We start from the raw sequence: 26,090 nt of genomic DNA, 5'->3' as shown, positions 1-26,090 counted from the left end.
ATTATTCCTCGTTATTAATAATTGGTGAATGTTTTTCTAATATCTCAAAAACATTTAGGACTTTTTTATCTTCATTTTTTTGTTCTAAGTTTTGTTCTAAAGTTTCATCAGTTTTGTTAGTTATTAAATAACTAGTAGTTGCTTTTTCTGCTTCAGATAAAGAATCCATTTCTTCTTTTGATAAGTTACGTTCTACTTCATTAAATTTAATAAGCTCTTGAATAAGCTTTAAAAAACTAATTGAGTTGTATTGTAACTTTGCATATTTTGCATTTTTAAAAAATACATCAAATCATTCCACTGTTTTTTCAGTTAACACAAAAGGAAGTTTTCTATTTTTAAGTTTTGAATAATATTCAGTAGCTGTAATTTTGTAGAGTTTTTGCTTAAACATTTTAAATGGAAAAATGAATCTAAGTTTTACAATAATAAAACCTAAAAATAAAATTAAGAGAATAATTGAAAAAACAAACGCAAGTGGTAAGTAATATAAAATGTTAAAAATAGTATCAAAAAGAAAACCAATATGGTTTCAGAAGAAGTTTTCTTGAACTACATATTGCTCTCAAAATCCTGTTTTAAAGATATTCTCAGTTAAAATGATTTTAAATTGAAAATCCTTGTTATATGCGTAATTTAAAATCATATGATCAAAAAAGCTTCAAAAAATAAAGATGTTTCAAATGAAAATAAGAATTTCTCTTTGGGCGTGGAAAATAGAAACTTTTCGATATTTTCCAAATCACGCTACACATTTACCATTATAAGCATTACTTATAATAAGCACACTACAAGTAGCATAGCCACATAAAATTAAAGGTAAAACTAAGTTACCAAAAATTAAATCAATGGTGTAAATGTAAAACTTCACAAATCAATATGAAGCACCAAAAGAAGCATTTAAAGCAAGTGCAGTGATGTTAAAAAACAAAAGAAAAGTTGTAAGTGAAAAAATAAGAGCAATTTTTCATCTTTTGTTCTTTTCTACGAAAGTTCGATAATCTTTAGGTTCATCTTCAATTTTAAGATTTTGAATTTCTTTATTTATATCTTTTAATTTCATAATTAAATAGTTGTAAATGTAACTGCAACCATTGGGTCTTTATCAGTTAATTTAAAAATTCTCTTTCTTATGCTTTTTCTAAGTTTTTCAGTTACTTCTTTTAATGAAGTGAAGTCATTTTCTTGGAATACTTTAATTATTGTTTCTTTAACTAAAGTGTCAATTTTATCTTTATCAGATTCATCAATTACACCAATGTAATTAATGTGTAAATTACTAATGATTTTCTTTGTTTTAGGAGAATAAATAGAGTTAATAATCACCACCCCTTCTCTACCTAAAGCTTCTCTTTCAGAGATAACTTCACTTGAAATATCTCCTACTCCAAATCCGTCAATAATTAAATCACCAACTGGTTTTACTTTACCATTTGTACTAAATAATTTGCCATCTACAAAGTGAGAGATTCTTCCATTTGATAAAGAAATAGAGTTAATTTTTTGATTCTTTTTAAGATTATTTTCAACATACATTATTGCGTCTGCTAAATATCTATAAAGACCTTGAGTTGGAATAAAGTGTTCAGGCTCCAGCATATTAACTAAGTTAGAAATATCTTCTTTTGTAGGTCTATTTCTGTAATATTCATTATCCGGAATATCGTATAAAATTGGAAAATTCTTTGCAATATTATCAAGCACAACAGCTGCTGTTGACTCAAGACCATTTACTGGTGGAGCAAGCATTAATACTGTATCGGTTGGTAAGATTTTTAAATAAACATCTTTTTCATATGTAATTCTCATGAAACGCAAATATAAACGCTCAATTGAGCCAGTAACTAAAATAACAGCATTTTTGTGCTTTGAAACTTTCTTATAATCAATAAATTCAGGCATTTCAAGTTCTGGATTTGCTTTTTTAAGCAAATCAAGCAATTGACCATAAGTTTTTCCATAAGGAGCTACAGGACGATTGTATTTTTTAGCAAGATCTAATATTTGCTGTAAAACAACCATTTCTTCATCATAAGCACCAACAATAATTCTGCTTTCTTTATTTGTTTTTTCGAAAATGTCTAAAACTTCAGAAGGAAGCTGCAGTTTATCAATTGCTTTTCCTGAAAAATTACTTTTACCAGCATCAGAAATTAAAGCAACTATTTTACGATTATTTAAAAGCTTTTTAAGGAAAGAAAAACTTGTTCTTCCATAAATCCCAAGATTCCCTTCAACATAGTTAAACATAAAAAGGTAATCTCCATTTGGTGTTATGAAATCAAAAGCATTATTTCCTGGCATGCTTCCGGTAAGCGGAATTGGCATAACTTCTAAAGAACCAATTTTAGTTCTAGCATTTAAAATAACAATTTTGTAATCTTTTGGATTGATTTTGTATTTATTTAAACGATCAATAATCATTCATTTATTAAATGCTGATGTATAGATAGTTAAATTAGGAATTTTAAGCACAAGTCAAGGAAGTGCGCTAAAAGTTTCGTTTTTAACATCAGAGATAAAAATTCCCTTGATTTTCTTTCTTTTTGATTCTAAGTAACCAAAATCTGGAATTAATGTATCAACACCATTTTGAGAATTAATCGGAATTTTCACACCCGCATTGATTACAAAAATTTCATCATTGTATTCAAACACGTATGAATTTTTACCATTTTCATCTTGCCCACCTAGGGCAAAAATATTTACATGATTCATTTTTCTCCTTTAAAAAAATTATTTATGTGAATTGAGAAAATATTTAATTTATTAAATAATTAATTTAATTATAACAAATGAAAAAATAATGTGAATTTTTAAATTTTAGAAATGCTTTTTTACTCTTTCAAAATTTTCATTTTTTTCTTTAAAGGCCTAAAATATAGTATAATTTGTACAATAAAATTCATTTAGGAGAGAAAAAATGACAAAAAAAGAATTTATTGCTCAAGTAGCAGAAAGAGCTCTATTCACACCAAAGGAAGTAGAGAAAGTTTTTGACTCAATGGTTTTTGTGCTTAAAGAACAATTAATCGCTGAAGAAAAAGTTCAATTATCACATCTTGGAATCTTCTCAACAGTAATTAAACAAGAACGTACAATTACAAATAGATTTACAGGTGCAGAACAAGTTGTTCCACAAAAACGTGTGATTAAATATAAACCTTCTAAATATTTACGTGAAACAGTTGATATTAGAAACGACTAATATTAATTTGTAAAAATTTAGTTTTTTTTCCAAAAATTATAAAAGTAGCGTTTTGCTGCTTTTTTTACAAAAATGACAATAAACCTGGAAATTCTAGTTCTAAATATAAACAATTGCTTTTTACATCATTATAACTAATATGTTTTTTACCTTCTTTGATTGCCTTCTCAATAAACTCTAGACCTACCTTTCAAAAAGTATTATTGTGTGAGAAAAACAAAACTATAAAAGATTCTCCACCGCTTTGTTTAATAATCCTTAAATATTCTAATTGGTGCTTTTGAATGTTTGCTAAATAGAAATTATCTTCATTGCAGGTCTTAGCTTCAAAACAGACAAAAATACCTTTATAGCACCCTATATAATCAACGGTGCTTTTTCCTGATAAATAGGCTTTTGAAACATTTTTCTTTTCTCCATTTTTAGTTATGTCAACAAATTTTATTGGTATTTGTTTTTTCTCAATATAAGCGATTTTATTCTTTCAATAAAAATCGATTGTTTTGTTGATTATTTTCTCAAGTAACATTCCTTTATTTTTCATAACACTATTAATATAATTTTTTTATCTTTGCGCACATTTTGTAGGAAAATTTGAATTAAAAAATGTTTCCTAAAAAAAGAAATAATTAATAAAGCAACAAAGATAATTAGAAAAACAATTCTTGTTTGAAATTATGTGGTATATGCATTTTAAATAGAAAAAATCAAGCTAAATAAAATTTGAAAATTTTCTTTAGCTAAAGTATCAATTTTTTAAGCCTTATTTTCATAAAAATTGCTTAAAAAATTTCGTTATATTTGTATAATAATTTAATAACAAATGAAAATATTTTAAGGAGTCAAAATGCGTAAAACAGTTATTGTTGGTAACTGAAAAATGAACAAAAATTTTTCTGATACTAAAGCTTTTTTAGGGCAATTAGAAAATGTTTTTGAACAAAATAAAAACAAAATAATTGATAACCTTGACTTTGGTATTGCAGCACCTTTTCCAAATTTAGCTGCATTTAAAGAATCAAAAGTTGAAGGTTTAAAACTTGCGGCACAAGATATGTCACAATTTGACAAAGGTGCTTACACAGGTGATACATCTGCAGATATGCTTTTAGATTTAAATGTTAAATATGTAGTTTTAGGTCACTCAGAAAGAAGAGCATACCACTTTGAAACTGATGAAGTTGTTAATGCAAAAGCTGCTAAAGCTATTGAAAAAGGTTTAACACCTATTGTTTGTGTTGGTGAAACACTTGAACAATATGAACAAGGTAAAACAAAAGAAGTTGTTAAAGAACAAGTAGAAAAATCATTAAAAGGTTTAGATTTATCTAAATTAGTGATTGCTTATGAACCAATTTGAGCAATCGGAACCGGTAAAGTTGCTACTCCTGAAGTTGCTGAAGATGTATGTAAATACATTCGTTCAATTACAGCTGATCATGCAATTATTCAATATGGTGGATCTGTTTCACCTAAAAATGTTGCTGAACTTCACTCAATGCCAAATATCGATGGTTTTCTTGTAGGTGGAGCTTCATTAGAAGCTGATAGCTTTGTACAACTTTTAACATTAGGAAAATAAAAGATACTGAATTGTTATTATTTTTAATAGCAATTGGTATTTTTTTATAACAAATGAAGAAAAAAATAATTTATATTGATTTTGAAGCTATTACAGAAAATTATCTCAGCCCTTTAGGGATTAAAAAAATTCATGATTTACCTTTTATGTACACCATCGGACATTACAACAAAAATAATAAGTTTATAACTAAAACATCTTTTTTTAAGTTTGATAAGCTTGTGAAAAAAGTGAACGATCAAAACAAAGCTAACTGAGCCTACATCAAAGAGCACATTATTAATTCAATTAATACTTTAATTCATGAAAATTGAACAGCACAAGAATTAGAAAAGCAAATTGATTTTGCTGGTTGAAATCCTGGTCTTGAAAAGAAAATTCTTATTGAATATTGCGAATTTAATAACTCAGTTTTTAATGTTATCGCTCACAAAACACCGATAGCTTTAGATAAAGTAATTCCAAAAAATTTATTTCTTAAGAAACAAAATACAGACTATTTTTCATATACTAAACCGTTTTTAAGTCAAATGGGAATTCATAAATTGCAAATCGATAAATCTGGTAATATAGCTGCATTTTTAGGATCAATTTTGCTTGGTTCAACAATTCACTCTTCATATATTTTCAAGAAACTCCGAAAAACTGGTGATAATTTAGAATTCCAAAAAGTGCGTCAAGAGCTTATTAAATATAACTTAGGCGATGTTTTAAAGCTTGATTTTTATGAACAAAACAAGCAAAAGTGAACTGAATTAATTGATGAACAAGATGAGCTTGTAGGCCCAATTAAACTTCAAAGAAAGAAATTTAATAAAGTTATTTTAGACATTGCAAAACAAGCTCGTCTTGAAAACTTTAAAAAGTTTCATAAGGCATATTTAGATAAGCTTAAAAACTTAGACCCAAGTAATTTGGTGAAAAAAATTCAATCCGTCTTTGATACATTTAAATTAAATGTCGAATTTCTCTTGAGTTTCAAACAAAACTACTTAGGCTCAAATCTTCAAATTATTTCACAAGGCCTTGTAACTTTCTTAGAAAAGGTCAAAAACATTGGTGACGATGTTCTTTTAGAACAAATTGACGAATCGCAACTTAAACCAATTGAAATTGAGATTCTAAAAAATGTGATTTCGCTTGAAATCAAGAATACTAATCCAAACTTTTTCAAAATAACTGATATTTTAAATAAAAGAATTGATGCCTTTAATCAATTTGAAACCTACTTAAAAAACAACTTCAAGCTAAATACAGTCTTAGAAGTAAAAAATATGATGCTTACAATTGGCTCTGTGCTTGAATTTATTCAAGAAAATAATTACCAAAACGATTTTGTTTCCCTTAAAAATGATTTCATTGAATTTACTAAAAACACGCGTGATGAAAATAAATTAAAAATTGAATCGCTTAATAAAGAAGAAGAAAAAGTTGTCTTTAATTTATTTAAAAAATACTTAAATATCTCAACCAATTAAAGGTATTTAAGTATTTTTTATCACTAAAATTTAGGAATATCTAGAAAAAAAGTAATAAAAAATAGAGCCAGGCTCTACTTATCATTTCTTGAAATATAAAGTAAATACGGAATAAAAAACATTCCATAAATACTTCCAAGGATCGGAACTACAATTAAAGATAAAAGGAATAATGTAAAGTTTTGAATGTTCCGTTGATAAAAAGTAAAAATTAAAATAAATAAAATGATAATTTTAAAAATAAACGCCATTATTGCAAGTAATAAAAATAATGGATTAGGGTTAGGTAATTGAGTAAGGAATATAACTCCAAAAATCACTTCTAATAAACTGAAGATAAGTGTTGGAATTCCAAAAAATTTTAAATTTAATCTAAGCATAGAATTAATAGTATACTAAATTTGAAAAAAAAGGTATAAAAAAATGGCGATCACGAGAGGATTCGAACCTCCGACCACAAGCTTAGAAGGCTCGTGCTCTATCCAGCTGAGCTACGCGACCACGTAATATTATTTTACAACAAAATCAAAAAATCAAAAACATTTTATTGAATTAAAATTGTCAATTTACTAATAAAAAAGACCACTAGACACAACACTTCCTCATGTGGCTGCTACATTTCTGTCCTGACCAAGTTAGTGGGTTATTGTTCTAATGGCTATAAAATTATAGCACATAAAAATGAAATTTATAAATTTGAAAAATCACTCGCAAATTTTTATTAAATAGCAAACGAAATGTCACATTAGTTAAGTTTATTTTGTATAATTGTTTTGCTATATTATTTGCACACCGGAACAAAAAGATTTTTATAACAAAATTGATAAAAAATATTTTTTGTTTTTTGTTTTTTATGTATAATAATTTAGCAACCAAACAAAATGGGGGGATAGCAAAGCGGCCAAATGCGGGTGGCTGTAACCCACTTTCTTAGGATTCGGGGGTTCGAATCCCTCTCCCCCCACCATTTTGCCCCATAGCCAAGCGGTAAGGCAGCGGGTTTTGGTTCCGCCATGCGTTAGTTCGAATCTAACTGGGGCAGCCATATCACCGGAAGGTGATTTTTTTATAAATTAGAAAAGTCACACGCAAATTTAATGCATGTGACTTTTTTGTGTCCATTGTGTAAAATAATAATGCTTGCAAAGAAAGGACACATTTTTATTATATGAAAAAATTGATAGATTTATCTAAACTAAATATTATTTGTGTAAAAAATAATGCTGAAAACTCACGTCACTTTATCATAAAAGAAACAGATGATGAGATAAAACGTCTTCACTCAAATGTTTCTTCTAAAAGATTGCTTAGAGATAAACAAATATCTATACTATTAATGTGAGAAATTATTTTAAAAGTTCTAGTGTTGAATTCAATATCAAAAGCAGCGAAATATTTTGGTTATCAATCTAGAACAATTAAACAAAAAATGGCAATAATGATTGAAAAAAATGACTATCATAAAAGCTTAAAAAATAAATTTATTTGCAAAAATTGTGGAGACAAAATTTTTATAACTAAATTTCTCTCCTTTAGAAAATTAGCAAATCATTTACTCAGTTATAAAACTAAAAGGTTAATGATAGTGTCAGAATCACAAAAAAATAAGTGAAGTTACTTCAAGAAATATTGAAACGATGTAACTAAAGAATTAAGAAAAAAAGCAAGCAAAAACTCTAAAAACATTAAATGTAAAATGTCTGTGAAATTTATGGTCAACTCGTTCAAACAAACAAATCCAGATACTTTTTGTCCTACATTTAGCACAATTTACAAAGCTCTAAAGCAACAAAGAATAAAGCTTCCTCTTGACCCGCTTTTATATTTATCAAGAGGTGGCTATACAAAAACTACATTAAAGCAAGGTAAAAAATCCTTGATACACGCTAGAGACCTAAAATATAGACCTGAAGAAGCGGATTTAAGGCTAGAAAAAGGGCATTTTGAAGCTGATACAGTAATAGGTAAAAGAGAAGATAAGTTTGTTCTTTTTACACTTTTAGACCGTAAAACTAGAGAGTTATATATCGCTTTAACCAAAAGAGATGCAAAATCAATTAACAAAGCATTAAAAATGTTAATAAGAAAATACAATCTTGAAATAAAGACTTTGACAGTAGATAATGGTAGCGAAAACACACTTCTTCATAAAGTGGTAGGTAAGAAAAAATTATTTAAATGTAAACCTTATGCTTCATATCAAAAAGGTTCAATTGAAAATGCTCATAGATACATTAGAAGATTTATTCCGAAGGGTAAAAGTTTCAATTCACTCACACAAGAATATGTGTTTTGACTCAAAGAACAAATCGATGAATACAAAAGAATATTAGCGATAGAAAATTAAAATTAATATCGATAAATGCTAAGTTCAAGATTGACGACCTAAACTAAATTTATGTGAATAAAACCTATTTTTTCTGTAAATGTCAGTTTAAATAAGAATAGTCTTGTAATGACAGTCTTTTGTTACAAATACATTAATTGCGTTGGCACGCGGCCTTCTTTTCTTTTCTTTCGCAGAAAAGAAGCAAAAGAACTTCAAAATTAATATGGGTAAAAGGGAAACTTTGGTCTTTGAGACCTAAACTAGATTTTAGTGACTGAAGCCCATTTAATGTGAAATGCTATTTTTTTGCGGTGTTGTGCTATGTCTATCTTTAGACACAGATTCAATGATTGTGCTGCCGCACGGGCCTCCTTTTCTTTCGCAGAAAAGAAGCAAAAGAACTTCAAAATTTATAAGAAAACAAGCCACAAGGGCTTGCGCTTTTGATTTTGCTTTTGTCACTATTTCTTCATTTTTTGCACTAATTTTTTTATAATTTAAACATTAAAAAAGCATTGTTATTTTTTACCACTTAACTTGCGCGTCACTTTTCCAATTTTTAAAGGTGATTTTTTTATACCTTTTTAAAATAAAAAACAACTTTTTGTTTAAAATTAATTTAATATGAAAAAAGAATTAGAAAAAATTACTCCACTTGAAGTGGACTTTGCCAAATGATATACAGATGTAGTAAAAAATGGGAATTTAATGGCTTATGGGCCAACAAAGGGAACAATCGTTTTTAAACCTAATTCATATGGGATTTGGGAAATTATTCAACAAGAATTGAATAAAATTTTTAGGCAAAAAGGTGTTCAAAACGTTTATCTTCCTCTTCTTATTCCAGAAAGATTATTTAACTTAGAAAAAGAGCACATTGAAGGATTTAACCCTGAATTAGCCACAGTTACTAAAGTAGGAGATAGAGATCTTAATGAAAAGCTTTTTATTAGACCTACTTCAGAGGTTTTATTTGCTGATTTATTTAAAAATTCAATTGAATCTTATAATGATTTGCCACTTATTTATAACCAATGATGCAGTGTTATGAGATGAGAAAAAACAACTAATCCTTTCTTAAGAACTCGTGAATTCTTATGACAAGAAGGTCACACCTGTCATTCAGACCCAATGGAAGCTCGTAAGTTCACAAGAACAATGATTTCAACATATGCTAAATTCTTACAAAAATATTTAGCTATTCCTACAATTGTTGGTAAAAAAACCCCACATGAAAAATTCGCAGGTGCTTGCTCAACTTACACAATTGAAGCAATGATGAAAGATGGTAAAGCTTTACAAGCTGGTACAAGTCACTACTTGGCTCAAAACTTTTCAAAACCATACCAAATTACATTCAAAAATAAAAACAATCAACTTGAAAACGTGTACCAAACTTCATGAGGTGTTACTACAAGACTACTTGGTGCAATCATTATGACTCACGGGGATAATAGAGGGATTATCATTCCGCCTAGAGTTGCTCCAGTACAAGTTGATATTTTAGAGCTTTTTGCAAATAAAGAACCGAAAGTTAAAGAGGTATCAAAACAAATTTATGATCAATTAAGCAAGAAATTCAGAGTAAGAGTGGATGCAAGTGATAAAACAGTTGGTTTTAAAGCTTCTAATAGCGAAATTCAAGGTGTTCCATTAAGAATTGAAGTTGGACCAAGAGATTTAGCTAATAATCAAGTAACATTAGTTAGAAGAGATACACTTGAAAAAATCGCTATTGATATTAATGATGTTAAAAAAACAGTTACTATGCTTCTTAATAACATTCACGACAATTTATATAGTGCAGCTAAAGAAAGATTAGATTCTAGAACTGTGCTTGTTAAAAATTATGATGAATTCAAAGAAAAAATTGCTCAAAACTACTTTGTTATTGCTCCATTTTGCTGTGGTTCAGAAGCAGAAGAGAGAATTAAAGAAGAAACCGGTGCATCGACAAGATGTATTCCAAAAAATATGGATAAACCAGGTAAAGATGTGGAATGTATTTTCGAATCTTGCGACACAAAAACGGCTAGATACGTTGTTTTTGCAAAAGCATATTAATTTTTTCAGCTAAAACTTTAAATAGTTTTAGCTTTTTTATTTTTTCTTTTTAAAAAAGACGAATCATTGAAAATGTGGAACAAAAATAATCCAAAATCAGATATTTTTTGCAAAGAAAGTTCAATTTTTGTACATTTAAAAATGAAAGGAGAATAATAATGAATGCAATTCTAACAAAGGAAGAAAAAACATTTTACAATCAACAATGTAGGCTTACTAAAGAAATTTGCAAAATGCACCTGCTTTATTTAGACAACATTAAAAAACAAATATCTTGTCTTAAGTTTAAGGAAAGATTTGAAAAAACTAATCCTGAATTTGCCGCAAAGAGACAATTACTTGAAGAAAAACTTCAACAAAATGATAGTTTGATACAAATTGTATTATCAAATATGTCTCCAAAAAATGCATGAATAATAGAAAAAACCTATTTAAGTAATAATTACAATAGTGAATGATACTTAGATTATTTTTCTAAAACAACTTTTTACAAAAGAAAACGTGAGGCAATTAAAGAATTTGTTGATCTTTATTTTAGTAACTAATTATGATAGCCTGAGACCATGTTTATAACGAACATAAAATCTTTGAAGTAGACAATTTTAACTACAGCCACAAAATCTTAAAGCACCATCCTTATTTATCAGGTTTTGTTAATGAAGCATTTATCAGAATTAATAAAAACTTGGAAAGCGGATTTTTTGACATTGATTCTAAAATTTCTACCAGTTTCCCAAGTTATTACCAAAGTCGATCTAGTTATGTAGTTTATATTAATGGTAAAAAGATAATTAATAAAACTTCAGTTAGCAAAGAAAATGTTCACATTGATGAATCTGTTTTAAACCTAAAATACAACCAAATTAAAGAAGTTACTTATGAAATTTATTATGAAAACCAAAAAGTTTTAACTTATGCAACCTTATTTTCAGAATTTGAAAAAGCAAGAGTTGAAGAAGTGATCAATACACCTAAATTTATCGCGAAAATTCCAAGAAGCATTGAACTAAATTATCGTAACGCTAAAACAATTTATGTTAATAAATACTTTGCTTCATATATTTTAGACATCAACAAATTAGATAATCAAAATTATTTAAATAAAGTGGCTCATTTAACTATCGGAAGCAACCCAAAATGATATCCTCTCTCGGATAAAGAAAAGCCATTTAAAAATTTAAATTCTCTAACTTTAAAAAAATTCCTGGTTCCAGGTTTATATAAAAATAACTTTGAAGTAAGAGTGAAAGAAATAAGTAAAAAAGAATACAACATCCGTGCGCGTGAATTTGAATTATTAATTGACTCTTTTTACATAACTGATGAAAATACAGGAAAAATTGTTAAAAGCAACTCATTTGGCTCTAAAAAATCAATCAAGGCTCCTTTTAAATACAAGGGCCAAGTAGAAATGCAATTTTGACTAGATTGTCCTGATATTGAAATGTTAGTAACTTACAATTATTTACTTAGCGAAAATACGCAATACCAAATTCCAAAGAAACCAAAAATTCGAATTGATGCAATTAACCAAAAAGTAACTAGCTTCAGATACAAAATTGACTTTGACAAACTAACTGACAAACGCAAAGAAGGTTATGTGTTTATTAAAGATGATTGAATCCTTGAGCAACCTTTTATTCTAGAAAATAAAGAAGATAAGCAAAAAGATGATTAAGAAAATCTTAATTTATTTAGCATTAATGCTTTCGGTTTGTGCAATTTCCTTTGGTTGCTATTTCGTTATAAAATCAAATACTACTAACAATGAAACTAAAAATAAAGAATTAAAACCAAGTGAAGAATTTTTGCGAATTTTTCCGCTTGTTGATGCAAAATATTTCCAAGATTATTTGCTAGAAGATGGCGATGGAAGCTTTTATATTAACACAGAAATTATTGATAAATTAGTTGAAGATATTTCTCGAAGAGTGAGCACTTACGATGGCCATTTATACTTTGATTATGAGATAGTGAGCAAGCAACAAATTCTGATTCACTTCTTATTTGCGCACCAAAATGGTCAAAAACTTACTCAAAGTTATAACATCCACATTTAATTAATTGGTATATAATAAATCTATGAACACAAGAGAAATTATTATTAAAAAATTACAAAATTTAACTAAAGTTAAATTCAATGAAGATTCTTTGTTGGAAGATCTTAAAATTGATTCATTAGATTTAGCTGAATTAATCATTGAAGCTGAACAAGCTTTTGAAATCAGCATTGATGATAATAAATTAAACGATGTTAAAACTGTAAAAGATGTAATTTTACTAATTGAAAATTCTAATTAGTGTATAATATAAAGGCTTAGGAGTATAGTTCAACGGTAGAACAACGGGCTTCAACCCCGTGTGTTGTGGGTTCGAATCCTGCTACTCCTGCCATTTTTTTTATACTTTTTTTTACTAAATTAATATAATTAAAGTTATGAATAATAAATTTTCAATTATTGGTACAGGTGCTTGAGCAACCGCCATTGCAAATGTTTTAATCGATAATAATGTACAAGTTAAAATGTACGGAATTAATAAACAAGAAATTAGTGATATTAACAAAGGAAGAAACACTAAATTCTTTGGTGAAACAATCCTTACAAATTCGCACTTGCTTTCCGCTACAAATAATTTAGATGAAGTGCTCCAATTTTCAAATAATATCGTGCTTGCAGTTCCTTCAGTTGCTTTAGATTCAGTGACAAAAAACATTAAAGCACAGCTTAATGGTGCCAAAATTAATGTAATAAACGTAGCTAAAGGTTTTGATAATACAACCGGAAAATTCTTATCAGATATTATTGAAGCTAATCTTGGTGATTCAATGATTAATCTTGCAACTTTTATCGGTCCTTCATATGCAATTGAAGTTTTTGAGAAAAAACTTACAATGATTAATGTAGCTACTAAAAATGAAATTTATGCTAACTTTTTATGCGAAATTTTTGATAATCATTACTTTAAATTGGAATGAATTTCAAATGAAATGGGTGCTCAAATTTTTGCAGCTCTTAAAAATGTTTTAGCTATTGGAATTGGGATAATTGCTTACAATAATCCTGGTAAAAACACTCACTCAGCAATGATTTCACTTGGAGTTAGAGAAATTCTCAAGGTTTATCATGTAATGAGCAATGATAATAATGATATGGTTGGATATGAACTTTCGGGAATTGGGGATGTGTTCCTTACTTGTTCATCAACTAAGAGTAGAAACTTTAGTTTTGGACAAAAAATCGCACAAATTGGTGTAGATCAAAGTTTAAAACAAGAAAAAATGACCATCGAAGGTTATGATACAGCTAAAATTCTTAAAAACATTTTAGAAAGTCATAAAGTTTATGTACCATTATTAAAAAACATAGTAGATGTTCTTTTTAATAGCAAAGATCCAAATCAAATCTTAGACTTTCTAAATTGATAATTTAAACCTTGAATATGGTAAAATATAAAAAATATAAATCATTAAGAATCATTAAGGAGAAAAATGATTAAGTTTACATTAGATAAAAAAAATGCTGAAGTTGTTGCTACTTCAGTTGTTAATAAAGATGAATTTACAAAAGCATTAGAAAAAAACATTGATGCTGCTGCTAAAAAAGTAGTTGTTAAAGGTTACAGAGCAGGTAAAGCGCCTCGTGAAGAACTTTTAGCAAGAGTAGATTCAACAAAAGCTGTCTCTAAAACAATTGAAGAGTTTGCTTCAAAAAGATTCCAAGAAGTTTTAAAATCATTTAGCGAGAAAGAAAATGAAGAATTTGCTAAAGTTGCTTTCGGTCAACCTGTTTTAGACAATGACACAGATAAGGAAGGAAACGTAATTCTTAAATTTGTGTTCCCAGCTCTTCCTGATACATCAGAATTATCATTAGAAAAAGTAAAAGTTAAGTATCACTTAGATAAAGTTACAAAAGAAGTTGTTGATGCTGAAGTTGAAAAAATTGAACAATCACTTGGATCGACAAGAGAGCTTAAAAAAGGTGAAAAAACACAATTAGGTGACATTGTTACAATTAATTTCAAAGGATTCATTAACGATGAAGCTTTCGAAGGTGGAGAAGCTTCAGAATATGACCTTGAACTTGGTTCAAAAGCATTCATTCCTGGTTTTGAAGATCAACTTCTTGATAAAGCAAAAGGATACAAAGGCGATGTTACAGTTACTTTCCCAGCTGATTACTACGTTAAAGAATACCAAAGCAAACCAGCTGTATTTAAAGTAGAAATCTTAAAAGCAAAAAGAAGAGAATCATCAAAACTTGATGAAAAAGCTTTAAAAGAACTCTTACCTCACTTAAATGTTAAAACTATTGAAGAACTTAAAGAATTAATTAAAAGCAACTTATCAATTCATAATTGAAATCAATCACAAGATGTTCTTCTTAAAAGTATTGTTGATCAATTAACAAAAGAATCAAGCTTAGTAATTAATAAAGCTCTTTACCAAAAAAGAGTTGCAGAATTAAGCAAAAACTTCACAGATTCTTTAAAACAATTTGGTGTTAAAAAACACGAATACTTACGTGTAACAAAAACAACAGAAGAAGATTTAAATAAACAATTAGAAGAACAAGCTCTTAATGAAACAAAAGAAAGTGTTGTGTTTAATTGATTATTCTCACTTTCTCCACAAGCTAGTGAAGAAGATGTTAAAGAATTCGAAGAACAGATTGGTAATAAAGAAAAAATGGGTAAAGTTGACCTTAATCCAATTGTTCCAAGATACAAATTAATGAAATTTATTCTTTCTGTAGTTGATAAAAAAGGTTTAGAAGCATTTGAAAAAGCAACAAAATCAGTATTTAAATAGAATTTAAAAAATAATCATCACTTCTAGTGGTGATTTTTTATAAAAAACGAAGACAAATTATCAATGTCTTCGTTAGATAAAAAAATATAAGAAATAAGTAAAAAATAAAAAATTAAAAATTTAGGATATTTTCGCGTTTACAAAATAAATAAAATACTAGGCTAAAATCCTGAAATACACAAGCAGGAAGACTGGAGGGAAAGAAAGGGAATAAAAAAATAAAAAAGGGGGAATACCAATATTACAGCCTGTAAAAATACAAAATTCAAGAATGTTTTTAACAGTATTTTAAGCCTTTGTTTAATAACATTTTAAACAATCAACGAATAAAAAATATTTGAGTGAGAGAACATAAAAGAATTTACTTTTATGTAAGTTGAGAAATATCAAATTTTTAACTTTAAAATACGATAAACGGGGGTATTTTTACCCCGGTATTAATTATAATACAAAACAAAATAAAAAGTTCTAAATTTAGGATTCGAAATTCATTATTTTCCAACTTTTACTTTTTTGATATTTCTTAAAATAATTGCTTATTTTAAGCCAAAAAATAAATAAAAAATCGCTTGATCAAGGCGATTTTTCAATGATTAAATTAATCCTTTTAATTTAAGAGTTTTTAATGTTTTAGCACTAACTCTTAATGTTTGAGGTGTACCATCAATTGTAACTTTAACTTTTTGAAGGTTAACATTGAATTTACGTTTTGATGCGTTCATAGCGTGTGAACGTGTGTTACCTGATAAAGGTCCTTTACCTGAAAGAACGTCTCTTCTTGCCATATTGAATCCTTTCTATTTATTAGCTAATAATTAGTCTTGTTTATTCATATCTCAAGACCTGCCTTTAAATTATAGCAAAAAAGTTAATTTGTGAAAAATAAAATTAAGCAAGGTTTTTTATTAAATAGCAAACGAAATATCACTTCTTTTCTTTCCATTTAAAAATTTACTAATTGTAAAAAAATTTTACAAAGGTTTTATTAAGAAAATTTTGAGCTAATATTTTCGCCACAACTTTAAAGTGAAATATGCTTGGCTCATTATTAAATAAATAATAGTTAACTTAGTAATAATATTTATTTAATAATGGTTTTCAATATATTTTTGATTGCTCCAAAAATAGCCCTATTTTGAATCAAAATTAACAAAATATATAAATAGTCATTTTTAATTTTCTCTGTAAAAATTCTGTTATTTCTTAGCTTCTGAGAGTAAAGGTATATATAATTAAATTAGAAATGCGGAGGTCTAATTATGGCAAAAGAAATAAAAATTAAATTAATTGATAGTAAAGAGTTAATCTTCCAAATTGAAGAAGATGCTCAAAAAGGTGATTATTTTAACATTAAAGAGGCATTTGATGTTGATTATTCAGAATTAATCAAAGCAATTGAAGAAGGAAAAAATGATGAATATAAAAGATTAGTTCAAAATGAGAAACAAAACTGAGAATCTCAAATTGAATTAAATCCTAAATTTAAGCAAGTTAAAGATTTGCTTTCACAATTTGAAAAAAGAAATGAATTGTTGCAACAACAAATTGAACAAATCAAAAGTGATAGTAAAAAGAATGAAGAATTACTTAAATCAAACCATCAAAATGAAGTTAGTGCAAAAACTACAAACTTAAAAGAAAGTTATGAGCAAACAATTAACCAATTAAGATCTGAAGCTGAGTTATTGAAAGCCGAACTTCAAAACACAAAAGAAAATCTAGAATTACAAATTCAAAATAAAGTAAGTGAAAAAGAAAAACAAATCCAAGATAAATACTTACAAAGTATTGAAAAAGAAAAAGAAAAAATTAGCAATTTAGAAAAAGAAAAAGAAAAAGAGCTAGGAGCATTAAAAGTTCAAATTACAGAACTTCAAAAAAATCAAGAAAATGCCGAATTACAAGTAGAGAAAAAATACTTAAACCTTCTTGCCGACGAAAAACAAAAAGTAACTCAATTAAAATCTGAGCAAGAAACTCTTAAATTAAAATACGAAACAGAAGTTCAAAAAGAATTAGAAAAAACTAAAAATACTTATGAAGAAAAAATCTCAGAAAAAGATAGAGAAATTGCTGTTTTAAAAAATGTTAATGAAGAATTATTAACAAGAAAAACATACTTAAGTACAAAACAGCTTGGAAATAGCTTTGAAGACGCTGTTTATCAAACTCTTAGAGATTCTTTCGGATATTCACAAACAATTAAAATTGAAAAAGCTAAAATGATTGCTGACGAAGAAGGTAAAAAAACAGCAGCAGACTTTTCTATTGAAATTTATGAAAATGCAGATTCAAAAGAACCTATTGCGAAAATTGCTGTAGAAGCTAAAACCAAACAAGAAAATTCAACAAGTAATATAAAAAATGAAGATCACCTTAATAAATTAGAAAAAGATAGACAAAAATCAAAATCAGATTATGCTATTTTAGTTTCTGAACTGGATTTTAAAGAAGGAAACTTCTATATTAATAACCCTCGTGATTACAAAAACATTTACATCTGTAGTTTAGACTTAATCGTTCCAGTTGTAGGACTTTTAATTAATATTTCACAAAAAACTCACTCAATTAAAGCAAGCGAAACTAGAATCGAAGAAAAAGTAAAAATTCTAAGCAAGTTTGAAGACTTAAGAGAATATCTTGCAAAACATATGGAAGTTATTAACAAGAGCTTAAATGATATGCGTGCAAGTGCAGAAGCAATTCAAAAATCAGCTCAAAAAATTAAAGATAATGCTGACAAAATTCAAGATAAAGAATTCCGTTTAATGAATAATAAAGTTAACGGATTCAAAATTGAAACACAAGTGAAAAAATTGGAAAAATTAGGAGCATTTGAATCTTCTGATCCAAAACAACTTCAATATGTAATTGAAGTAAATCCGGAAGAATTCTCTGAATATAATGAGGAAGATGAAGAATAGTCAATCATTTCCAAGCTAGAAATATAAAAACACCGAATATGTCTATAAATTAGGTATATTCGGTTTTTTTCATGCTCTAATTACACAACATATAACCTAAGGCATTTTAAAGTAATAAAAAATCGAAACATTGCTGTTTCGATAATTATTAAAAGTAGTAGAAGAAACTTTTTTTGGAAATGGTTCTACCACTAATGAAGTTAGAATAATAAGCTTTATTAAATGTAATTCCAAGGAACATAAAGTGAGTAAATAAGTTGATGAAGAAAGCGATGGTAAGGAAAAACCCTACTGCTCCACCAAACTTATCATAACTAAATAGTTTGTTAATTGATGAGAAAATGATAGCTAAAATTGTAATTGGAAGGGCTGAAATAATAGCTCCACGATACACTGAAGTCATTTTTTGCTTAAATGAAGGAGCTAATTGGAAAAGACCTATAAATAGTATTACAAAGAAAACAAATGACATTATGATAAAGTGAGTTTCTCTTACAACCGAAAATACTGAAGAGTTTTTATCAAAAATCTTTTTAGCCATTAAAGCATCAATTAAAATATGAAAAGTAGAGAAAAATCAAAGGAGCACAGATACAAAAAGAACTAAGAAAAATCCTTTAAGTTTATTTCCGATAAATGTTCCAATTTTTTTATGATCATAAATAAAGTTGCACGAAGAAATCAATTTAGCATACCCTTCACTGGAAATATAAAGAGCTGAACCAAGAAGCAATAATTTAGGGATTAAAGTAGCATAAGAAGCTACGTTGGTATTTTCTTGGAAGTCTTGAATTCCAATCAGGTATTTAACTGATCCAGGCATAAAACGACCTAGAATAACAGTTCCAAATGATTCTTGAAACTTACTTGATGAAAGACCAATAAATGGCGTAATTGACACAGTTAAGTTGTTTAAAAGAAACACAACGTAAATAACTGGTACAAATGAAATTAACAAATAAAAAGCAGTTGAAAGTCAAATAAAATTGTATTGTCTTGATGAAAAATCTTTATAAACAGTATTGATAACGTTTTTCTTTTTCTCACCTTCGTTTTCATCTCTAACTCTAATGAAAATAGTCGAAACTATCTTGATGAAAAACTTAATTATTTTTTCATAAAACTTCTCAATAACGTCAAATTTTTCTGGTCAAATTAAGTTAAGGTGAAAATCTTTGAAAACTTTTCGTTTTTTATTGATTTTCACAAGTTGTTTATAGTTTAAAGTTTTTTTTCTTTTTCAAAACATAGCAATTAGTTGTTGAATTTATTTTTTAAAAATTCAACTGTTGAATCATTTGCAAGTTGTGGGTTAATTTGTCCACCAGTTTTTTTCATCATTGCACCTAAAATAAATTTAATAACTTTTTCAGGGCGATTTGGGTATTCATTAATTAATTCTTCATTTCCATTGATAATTTCTGAAATAAGATTGTTAATTAATTTAGGATCTGAAATTTGTTTAAGGTTTTCTTTTTCTAAAAGTTCATTAATATCACCTGCAAAACCTGCTAAAAGTGGAATAAGTTTTTTAAGTGATTTACCTGAAATAATACCTTCTTCAAGCAATTCTAGGGACTTTTGAATAAATTCGGGTTTGATTTTAAGCTCCACTGGATGAATCCCTTTCGCATTAGCAAGTGAAACAACTTCAGCAAAAAAGACTTTTGAAAGTTTATCTTTATCCGGATAAGAAACTGAGTCAAAATATTTTGAAAGTTCAATATTGTCAATTAAGCTTTGAACATAAATGTTTTGAATGTTAGCTTCTAAATATCTATTCTTCTTCTCTAAAGGGAGTTCTTTAAGAATTACTGAATCAATAAATTCTTTCGAAAGCTTAATAAATGGAATATTTGGTTCTGGGAAATATTTATAATCAGTAGTTCCTGTTTTAGTACGCATAACAACGTTGATATTTTTTTGGTCATCAAAACGCTTTGTTTGTTGAAGAATTTCTTGGTGAGTAAGAATTTTTTCTCTTTGAAGCGAAATTTCATACTCAATTGCTTTTTTGATATTTGAAAGCGAGTTCATGTTTTTAATTTCGACTTTTGTCCCAAATTCTTTGGTACCAAAAGGTCTAAGTGAAATGTTAATGTCAGCTCTTAATGAACCTTGCTCTAATTTTCCTTCAGAAATTTCTAAAGCAAGAACTGTTTTTTTAATCATATCGACGTATGCAGCTGCTTCATCTGCATTTTTAATTGTTGGATAAGACACAATTTCAATAAGAGGAATTCCAGCACGATTATAATCTAGTTTTGTCCCGTTTTCATCATGGTGCTGTCTCGCTGTATCTTCTTCAAGATGAATTCTTTCAATTTGAATTTCTTTAAGTCCATTTGGAGTTTCGATATTTAAAATTCCGTTTTTACCAATAGGTCTATAATACTGGGTTATTTGGAATCCTTTAGGTAAATCTGGATAAAAATAATTCTTACGGTCAAAGTGAAGTTCATCATCAATTTCCATTTTTAAAGCCTTAGCTAATGCCACAGCATATTTAACCGCTTGTTTATTAACAAGTGGAAGAGTACCTGGATAACCTAAATCAATTTGGTTAGCACAAGTATTTGGATCAGCTTCAAAGTCAATTAATGAAGGAGAAAACATTTTAGTTCGAGTTTTAAGTTCAACGTGAATTTCAATCCCAATAACTGTTTCAAAATTATTCATTAGTTACCTCCTTTAATTAACTCTTCGAAGTAATTAGCATAGTTTAATAACTCATTATCTTGGTAAATTTGTTTTTCTAAACAAAGGTTAAATGGCATCTTTTCAAAGTTTCCAAATGGAATTGTAATTGAAGGAATACCTGCTAAATTAGCACCTGTAAGTATATAATCCATTAAATTCGGTTCTTGAATTTCATCAAATAATGGAGCAATTCCACGGTAAGCTGGATAAATAACCACATCACCTTGCTTTTGAAGAGAGTCGATATAATCTTTAATCACTCTTCTTGCTTTTTGTGCTCTAATAAAGATTTCTTCTTGGTTTTCGCTATATAAAAAGTAGCTTCCCAAAGTTAATCTTTCTTGCACCATTTTTCCAAATTTTTGTGAACGGGTGTTTTTCATAATTTCTTCTCAAGTGTTTCCGTTAACTCTTGATCCAAAACTAATTCCAGTAAGGTTTGATAAATTTGAAGAAGCTTCAGAAAAACTCACCACTTGATAAACGATTTTAATAGCTTTTAAAATGTCATAATCAGGCTTAATTTTAATAACTTCAACTTGATCTTTTTCAAGCTTTTTAAGTAAGTTATCAAAAGTTTCATTAACATAAGAATTGCAAAAGGCACTAAAATCTAGGGCTACAACTTTTTTTGGTTTGCTTGTTTTAAGTTCATTAAGTTGCATATCTACACTTGTCATATCTTTGTTATCTTTACCAAACATCGCTTTGGATGCTGCGAAAATATCATTTACATTGTGAGCAAAGTAAGCTACTGTATCAAGTGAAGAAGCATAAGCGAACATTCCGTATCTACTAATTGCTCCATAGCTTGGCTTAAAACCTACAACCCCTTGAAAAGAAGCTGGAAGACGCACACTATCACCAGTATCACTTCCTAAAGCAATTGATACATTTTCAGTAAGAGTAACAACTGATCCTGAAGAACTTCCACCTGAAAATCTCCTTGGATCAAGTTTATTTTTAACAATCCCAAAAGCACTATAAGTTCCGGTTCCACCTAAAGCAAGCTCATCATTATTTACTTTAGCAGCAACAATAGCGCCTGCATTTAAAAGTTTTTGGACTGCAGTTGCATTGTAAAAAGGATTAAAGTTTTCTAAAATTTTACTTGAAGATCTTGTTGGTGCATTTTTAGTAGCAAATACATCTTTAACAGTAATTACACTATCATTTAAGATACCTTCATTTACTTCTTTATAACCATTTTCATATACAAAAGCAACAGCATTATTATCATCATTTTTAAGCTCAATAAGTGCTTTTTCTAAGTTTCCTTTTTGTTTTAATAATTCCATTTTTAATCTACCACCTTTGTTGTAATTACAAATGAATCATCTTTTTCAGTTGCATTTGCTAAGATTTGTTCTTTATTAATGCTTGGTAAGCTCGCTGGTTCATCTTCTCTTAAAAAATCAATGTGTAACTGTTCATTTATATGTGTCATTGGCTTGACATTTTCTAAATCTCAAGCTTTAATATCTTCAAGATCATTTTGAATTGTTTCTCATTTTTCTAAGATACCTTCAATAACTTCTTTGCTTGGTTCAAGCATTAATGAGTTAACTATTTCATAAAGTTTTTCTTTACTAATGTGTTTCATTGTAGCTCCTTTTATCATTTAGGGTGCGAGATAAACTCTAAACCATTTAAATATTTTAAAGCACCTTCAAGACCATTTAATTTTAAATAATATGAATGTAGCATTAAGCGCTTAGCTTTTTTACCACCGTATTTTTTATCCCCGTAAATTGGATAGCCTAGAAATTTTAGAGCAATTCTAATTTGGTGTTTTCTGCCAGTAAGAATTTCTGCCTCTTTTCTTTTTCCATCAAAAGTTAAAATAGTGCGAGCCATTTTGGAATTTTCTCTTTCTTTAGGACTAAATTTTAACTTCTGAGTTTCTTTATCAATGTATTGATAAAGCACCACATCTTTTTTATCATAATTAAAATCGCTTATAAAAAGATATTTTTTAATGAAGTTGTTAGTTGCTTTGTTAAATTGCACTACAGCTTCATAAGTTTTTCCATAAACAATAATTCCGCTAGTTTCTTTATCTAATCTTCCAATGTGACTTGGTTTAAAGCTATCAGTTTTTTTGTATTTTAAATAGCTAAGAACCTGATTATCTAAGCAGTTATCTCCATCATGGATGCTAATGCCTTCTTTTTTATCAATAACTAAAATGTTTGCATCTTCGTGCAAAATAGTGAAATTGTGATTTACTTTGATAATTTCTTGATCTTTAGAAACATCACTAATTCCATAAACTCAAATTTGATCGCCTTCTGAAACAATGTAGTCTTTAGGAAGATTTCTTTTACCATTAACTTTGATATCTTTTTTTCTAAAAAGCTGCTCTAATTTGCTTTTAGGAACATTGTCAAAATATTTACCTAGAAGTTTATATAAACTTCTTCCTTGGTCATTTTTAGTCGCTGTAATTTTTTCTAATTGCATAAATTTCCTTTAAATAATAAAAAATCCTATTAAAAAATAGGAAATTTAATCTTGTCTTTGACTTGTAAATAAATTGAAGTCTTGATCTTCGTTTTCAACTCCATCAACATAGTTGAAGTCTCTCATTTTAGGTAAATCAGTCATATTTGTTAATTTAAAGTGATCATAAAATTTAGGAGTGACTCCATAGAGCACCGGATTTCCTTGTGTTGGCGAAACCCCAACTTCTTCAATGACACCTTTAACTAAAAGTGTGTTAACAACTTGATCAGAAGCTGCACCTCTAATTTTTGCAATTTGACCTCTAGTAATTGGTTGCTTGTAAGCAACAATCCCTGCTACCTCAATAGCAGCATTTGAAAGTCTTTGTTTTTTTGTAACATTTACCATTTTGCTAACAAAATCTTTAACTGTTTCTCTAGTTGCTAATTTATAAACTTCATTAAAAGCGACTACTTTAAGCCCCCGATCTTGCTCGTTAAAATCTTTATGAAAATCTACTAAAACTTTTTTAGCTTCGCTTAATGTATTTAAGTTAAAAATTTCTTTTACTTGCTCTAACGTTAACCCTTCATCCCCTTGAATGTATAAAAGAGCTTCTAAAATCTTATTTTTCATATTCAGGTCCCCTTTTGATAACAATTTCCCCAAATTGTTCTTCTTGCTCAATAATTAATTTTTGTCTTCTTGAAAGATCAAGCACAGCAATTAATGTAACCACAAAGTGATTTAAGCTAGGCAAAGTGAAAACTTCTTCAAAAGAAAGAGTTTCTTTCTGTTTAAGTAAGTTCATAATAAAATCAAATTGATCTGCTGGTGTAAGCTTGAATGTTTCTAGCTTAGTCATTCTTAATTTTTGAGCATACACTCTTTCAAACATTTTTCTAAGTGTGCTTACAAGTTTAACAATGTTTGATTTTCCATCAAGTCTAGCATCATTTGAATCTACTACAAATTCATCAATGTTACTCGGTTTTTTAATAAAAATATCCTGACGAGCATCTTGAAAAGTTTTTAAAGCTTCCTTAATTTCTTTAAATTGTTGATACTCAATAAGTTGTTGAATAAGGTTTTGTTTTTCTTCTTCAACTTCAGCCACTTCTTCTGGTTCTTCAAGAATCATTTTAGCTTTTAATTGAATCAAAGTAGCAGCCATTAAAAGATAATCACCAGCTAAATTGATTTCACTATCTTGAAGGTGTTTAATAATTTGTAAATATTGGGTTGCTATTTCAGCAATATCCACGTCCATAATGTTGATTTTTTTATCTTTTACAAGTGAAAGTAATAAATCTAATGGACCATCAAATTTACCAATTTTAAATTTATACTCTTCTAGCTTTTCGAATTGAAGTGTATTTTCTGTATTATTCATTTTTGTCTATTTCCTCTTGAATTAATTTTCTTACTCTTTCAGCAACAGCTTTAGGTTCTTGAGTCATATAAGCAGTTGGTTTTAACGGATTTAAAAATGATACTACTACTTTTAAGCGACCTTTTCTATCTTTATTAAATACAGTTTCGCTACCACTAATTGCAACTGGCACAATTGTGTAATAATCATTTTTTGCTACCTTGAAAGCTCCAGATTTAAATTCACCAAGTTCTTTACCTTTAACTCTTGTCCCTTCTGGGAAGATAACACCATAAGTTTTATTTTCCTTAACAAAAGCTGAAAACTCCTTAAGAACTTCTAAACTTTCTCTAAAGTTATTACGATCAATAGCAAAAGCATCGTTTAAAGAAAGTGCATTTCTAAGAATTCTTGAATCTAAGAGTTCTTTTTTAGCTAAGAAAGTTGGCACTTTTCTTTCTTTATTTGGATCATCTTGTACTTTTCATAATGCAGCCATAATCGCTAATGAATCTGCATTTGATTTATGATTAGGCACAAGCATTACATTACCTGAACTAGGAAGATTATCAGCACCAAATACTTCTAAATCAACATTGTAAATGTCTAAGATTTTACGAGAAAGCTTGCTTAAAAAATCATTTCTTAATTGTGCAGGCACATTCTCAGGTGTTTTACGATATTTTCTAGATAAAGAAAAAATCCTTCTAAGTCTATTTAATCATGGAAATACAAATAAAATTTTCTTGAAAATTGGTTTTATTGTTAACTTCATTTCCCCTCCCTAAAATTAATCATTTTCAACCACAAAAGCAATAATGAAGTCATCATCATGCGAAATTGAAATGCTAAAGTTTTTAAACACTCACTTTTTATCTTCTTTAGAAAGATCAATTTCTGTAAATTTAGCATAATCATTATTTGCTTTAAAAATCGCTTCTTTAATTGCTCAAGCACGAGCTAAAAAAAGAGGCTTTCTTTCTTTTGGTACTTTTTTATAAATTGCTAATTCTGAAATAGATAAAATTCGCTTTGCAAAATTAATATCTTTATTAGCAAAGCGAGATATTTTAGTTAAATCTACCCCAATATTTTTCATATTAAAAATATTATAATTTATTAATTAAATAAAAATAATAAATTTATGCAAAAAATAGGCCTAAAAAGCCTTTTCG

Annotated in this window: 25 protein-coding genes, 4 tRNA genes, 1 other RNA gene and 1 pseudogene; 15 read left to right on the top strand and 16 right to left on the bottom strand. The window is 28.1% G+C overall.

Features of this window, described 5'->3' with window-relative positions; all coding sequences use genetic code 4:
- Nucleotide 1 precedes the first annotated feature (1 nt).
- On the bottom strand, nt 2-1,063 hold the full coding sequence (locus EXC51_RS02810; RefSeq protein ID WP_129620412.1) for a hypothetical protein: 1,062 nt from the start codon (nt 1,061-1,063) through the stop codon (nt 2-4).
- Between the two features lie 2 nt (nt 1,064-1,065).
- Nucleotides 1,066-2,718 carry a ribonuclease J gene (locus EXC51_RS02805; protein ID WP_129620411.1) on the bottom strand — a complete coding sequence of 551 codons (1,653 nt, stop codon included), beginning with the start codon at nt 2,716-2,718 and terminating at the stop codon, nt 1,066-1,068.
- Nucleotides 2,719-2,914: 196 nt separating this feature from the next.
- Between EXC51_RS02805 and EXC51_RS02800 the strand changes: the two are divergent.
- Nucleotides 2,915-3,208 (top strand): annotated as a pseudogene (locus EXC51_RS02800) (HU family DNA-binding protein); the annotation flags it as partial.
- Nucleotides 3,209-3,272: 64 nt separating this feature from the next.
- On the opposite strand, the gene recU reads toward EXC51_RS02800, so the two are convergent.
- Entirely contained in the window at nt 3,273-3,752 is a 480-nt protein-coding gene (gene recU, locus EXC51_RS02795) for a Holliday junction resolvase RecU (RefSeq protein WP_129620409.1), read from the bottom strand.
- Between the two features lie 303 nt (nt 3,753-4,055).
- On the opposite strand from recU, the gene tpiA reads away from it, so the two are divergent.
- Together tpiA and EXC51_RS02785 are read left to right on the top strand one after the other, a co-directional pair.
- Nucleotides 4,056-4,790: a triose-phosphate isomerase gene (gene tpiA / locus EXC51_RS02790; protein WP_129620408.1), complete on the top strand. Its 735-nt coding sequence runs from the start codon at nt 4,056-4,058 to the stop codon at nt 4,788-4,790.
- 53 nt (nt 4,791-4,843) lie between these two features.
- A complete protein-coding gene (locus EXC51_RS02785) occupies nt 4,844-6,268 on the top strand; it encodes a hypothetical protein (RefSeq protein WP_129620407.1) in 1,425 nt (474 codons plus the stop codon).
- Between the two features lie 74 nt (nt 6,269-6,342).
- On the opposite strand, the gene EXC51_RS02780 is transcribed toward EXC51_RS02785, so the two are convergent.
- The 3 genes from EXC51_RS02780 to ffs form a co-directional block, all read right to left on the bottom strand.
- A complete protein-coding gene (locus tag EXC51_RS02780; RefSeq protein WP_129620406.1) occupies nt 6,343-6,648 on the bottom strand; it encodes a hypothetical protein in 306 nt (101 codons plus the stop codon).
- A gap of 44 nt (nt 6,649-6,692) precedes the next feature.
- A tRNA-Arg gene (locus EXC51_RS02775) sits at nt 6,693-6,769 on the bottom strand.
- A 68-nt stretch (nt 6,770-6,837) separates the two neighbouring features.
- Nucleotides 6,838-6,934, bottom strand: an RNA gene (ffs, locus tag EXC51_RS02770) — signal recognition particle sRNA small type.
- A gap of 217 nt (nt 6,935-7,151) precedes the next feature.
- On the opposite strand from ffs, the gene EXC51_RS02765 reads away from it, so the two are divergent.
- From EXC51_RS02765 to tig, 11 genes are all read left to right on the top strand, one after another.
- Nucleotides 7,152-7,235, top strand: a tRNA-Tyr gene (locus EXC51_RS02765).
- A 3-nt stretch (nt 7,236-7,238) separates the two neighbouring features.
- A tRNA-Gln gene (locus EXC51_RS02760) sits at nt 7,239-7,313 on the top strand.
- Between the two features lie 123 nt (nt 7,314-7,436).
- Nucleotides 7,437-8,615 (top strand): IS30 family transposase, encoded by a 1,179-nt coding sequence (locus tag EXC51_RS02755; RefSeq protein ID WP_129620037.1) that lies wholly within the window; start codon nt 7,437-7,439, stop codon nt 8,613-8,615.
- A 606-nt stretch (nt 8,616-9,221) separates the two neighbouring features.
- Complete coding sequence (proS, locus tag EXC51_RS02750) at nt 9,222-10,661, top strand: proline--tRNA ligase (protein WP_129620405.1); 1,440 nt, start codon at nt 9,222-9,224, stop codon at nt 10,659-10,661.
- A 158-nt stretch (nt 10,662-10,819) separates the two neighbouring features.
- Nucleotides 10,820-11,206 carry an MG284/MPN403 family protein gene (locus tag EXC51_RS02745; RefSeq protein WP_129620404.1) on the top strand — a complete coding sequence of 129 codons (387 nt, stop codon included), beginning with the start codon at nt 10,820-10,822 and terminating at the stop codon, nt 11,204-11,206.
- Nucleotides 11,207-11,208: 2 nt separating this feature from the next.
- On the top strand, nt 11,209-12,339 hold the full coding sequence (locus tag EXC51_RS02740) for a hypothetical protein (protein ID WP_129620403.1): 1,131 nt from the start codon (nt 11,209-11,211) through the stop codon (nt 12,337-12,339).
- Entirely contained in the window at nt 12,332-12,721 is a 390-nt protein-coding gene (locus EXC51_RS02735; RefSeq protein ID WP_129620402.1) for an MHO_1590 family protein, read from the top strand. The genes EXC51_RS02740 and EXC51_RS02735 overlap by 8 nt, the downstream gene beginning before the upstream one ends.
- A 22-nt stretch (nt 12,722-12,743) precedes the next feature.
- The gene (locus EXC51_RS02730) at nt 12,744-12,962 is read left to right on the top strand and encodes a phosphopantetheine-binding protein (RefSeq protein ID WP_129620401.1); all 219 of its coding nucleotides are present in this window, start codon (nt 12,744-12,746) and stop codon (nt 12,960-12,962) included.
- A gap of 18 nt (nt 12,963-12,980) precedes the next feature.
- Nucleotides 12,981-13,055: transfer RNA gene (locus tag EXC51_RS02725), tRNA-Trp, on the top strand.
- Between the two features lie 43 nt (nt 13,056-13,098).
- Nucleotides 13,099-14,088, top strand: coding sequence for an NAD(P)H-dependent glycerol-3-phosphate dehydrogenase (locus EXC51_RS02720; protein WP_129620400.1), 990 nt, complete (start codon nt 13,099-13,101; stop codon nt 14,086-14,088).
- Nucleotides 14,089-14,151: 63 nt separating this feature from the next.
- Nucleotides 14,152-15,474 (top strand): trigger factor, encoded by a 1,323-nt coding sequence (gene tig / locus EXC51_RS02715; RefSeq protein ID WP_129620399.1) that lies wholly within the window; start codon nt 14,152-14,154, stop codon nt 15,472-15,474.
- 593 nt (nt 15,475-16,067) lie between these two features.
- On the opposite strand, the gene rpmB is transcribed toward tig, so the two are convergent.
- Complete coding sequence (rpmB, locus tag EXC51_RS02710; RefSeq protein WP_129620398.1) at nt 16,068-16,259, bottom strand: 50S ribosomal protein L28; 192 nt, start codon at nt 16,257-16,259, stop codon at nt 16,068-16,070.
- Between the two features lie 474 nt (nt 16,260-16,733).
- On the opposite strand from rpmB, the gene EXC51_RS02705 reads away from it, so the two are divergent.
- On the top strand, nt 16,734-18,398 hold the full coding sequence (locus EXC51_RS02705; RefSeq protein WP_129620397.1) for a DUF2130 domain-containing protein: 1,665 nt from the start codon (nt 16,734-16,736) through the stop codon (nt 18,396-18,398).
- A gap of 148 nt (nt 18,399-18,546) precedes the next feature.
- Here EXC51_RS02705 and EXC51_RS02700 read toward each other — a convergent pair whose 3' ends face one another.
- Genes EXC51_RS02700 through EXC51_RS02660 form a run of 9 tightly spaced genes read right to left on the bottom strand, consistent with a single transcriptional unit; the run spans nt 18,547 to nt 26,014 of the window.
- Nucleotides 18,547-19,647 carry a YihY/virulence factor BrkB family protein gene (locus tag EXC51_RS02700; protein ID WP_129620396.1) on the bottom strand — a complete coding sequence of 367 codons (1,101 nt, stop codon included), beginning with the start codon at nt 19,645-19,647 and terminating at the stop codon, nt 18,547-18,549.
- 5 nt (nt 19,648-19,652) lie between these two features.
- A complete protein-coding gene (gene gatB / locus EXC51_RS02695) occupies nt 19,653-21,077 on the bottom strand; it encodes an Asp-tRNA(Asn)/Glu-tRNA(Gln) amidotransferase subunit GatB (RefSeq protein ID WP_129620395.1) in 1,425 nt (474 codons plus the stop codon).
- The gene (locus EXC51_RS02690) at nt 21,077-22,396 is read right to left on the bottom strand and encodes an amidase family protein (protein WP_129620394.1); all 1,320 of its coding nucleotides are present in this window, start codon (nt 22,394-22,396) and stop codon (nt 21,077-21,079) included. The genes gatB and EXC51_RS02690 overlap by 1 nt, the downstream gene beginning before the upstream one ends.
- 2 nt (nt 22,397-22,398) lie before the next feature.
- The gene (locus tag EXC51_RS02685) at nt 22,399-22,701 is read right to left on the bottom strand and encodes an Asp-tRNA(Asn)/Glu-tRNA(Gln) amidotransferase subunit GatC (RefSeq protein ID WP_129620393.1); all 303 of its coding nucleotides are present in this window, start codon (nt 22,699-22,701) and stop codon (nt 22,399-22,401) included.
- 11 nt (nt 22,702-22,712) lie between these two features.
- Nucleotides 22,713-23,561: a pseudouridine synthase family protein gene (locus tag EXC51_RS02680; protein WP_318024501.1), complete on the bottom strand. Its 849-nt coding sequence runs from the start codon at nt 23,559-23,561 to the stop codon at nt 22,713-22,715.
- Nucleotides 23,562-23,606: 45 nt separating this feature from the next.
- Nucleotides 23,607-24,179: an SMC-Scp complex subunit ScpB gene (scpB, locus tag EXC51_RS02675; protein ID WP_129620392.1), complete on the bottom strand. Its 573-nt coding sequence runs from the start codon at nt 24,177-24,179 to the stop codon at nt 23,607-23,609.
- Nucleotides 24,169-24,936 carry a segregation/condensation protein A gene (locus tag EXC51_RS02670; RefSeq protein WP_129620391.1) on the bottom strand — a complete coding sequence of 256 codons (768 nt, stop codon included), beginning with the start codon at nt 24,934-24,936 and terminating at the stop codon, nt 24,169-24,171. Before EXC51_RS02670 ends, scpB begins: the two co-directional genes overlap by 11 nt.
- A complete protein-coding gene (locus EXC51_RS02665; RefSeq protein WP_129620390.1) occupies nt 24,929-25,690 on the bottom strand; it encodes a lysophospholipid acyltransferase family protein in 762 nt (253 codons plus the stop codon). The genes EXC51_RS02670 and EXC51_RS02665 overlap by 8 nt, the downstream gene beginning before the upstream one ends.
- A gap of 15 nt (nt 25,691-25,705) precedes the next feature.
- On the bottom strand, nt 25,706-26,014 hold the full coding sequence (locus EXC51_RS02660; protein WP_129620389.1) for a holo-ACP synthase: 309 nt from the start codon (nt 26,012-26,014) through the stop codon (nt 25,706-25,708).
- Nucleotides 26,015-26,090 lie beyond the last annotated feature (76 nt).

It is taken from the genome of Mycoplasmopsis gallinacea, assembly GCF_900660495.1.
Taxonomy (GTDB): Bacteria; Bacillota_I; Bacilli_A; order Mycoplasmatales; family Metamycoplasmataceae; genus Mycoplasmopsis; species Mycoplasmopsis gallinacea.
This window is presented reverse-complemented; position numbering and strand designations above follow the sequence as displayed.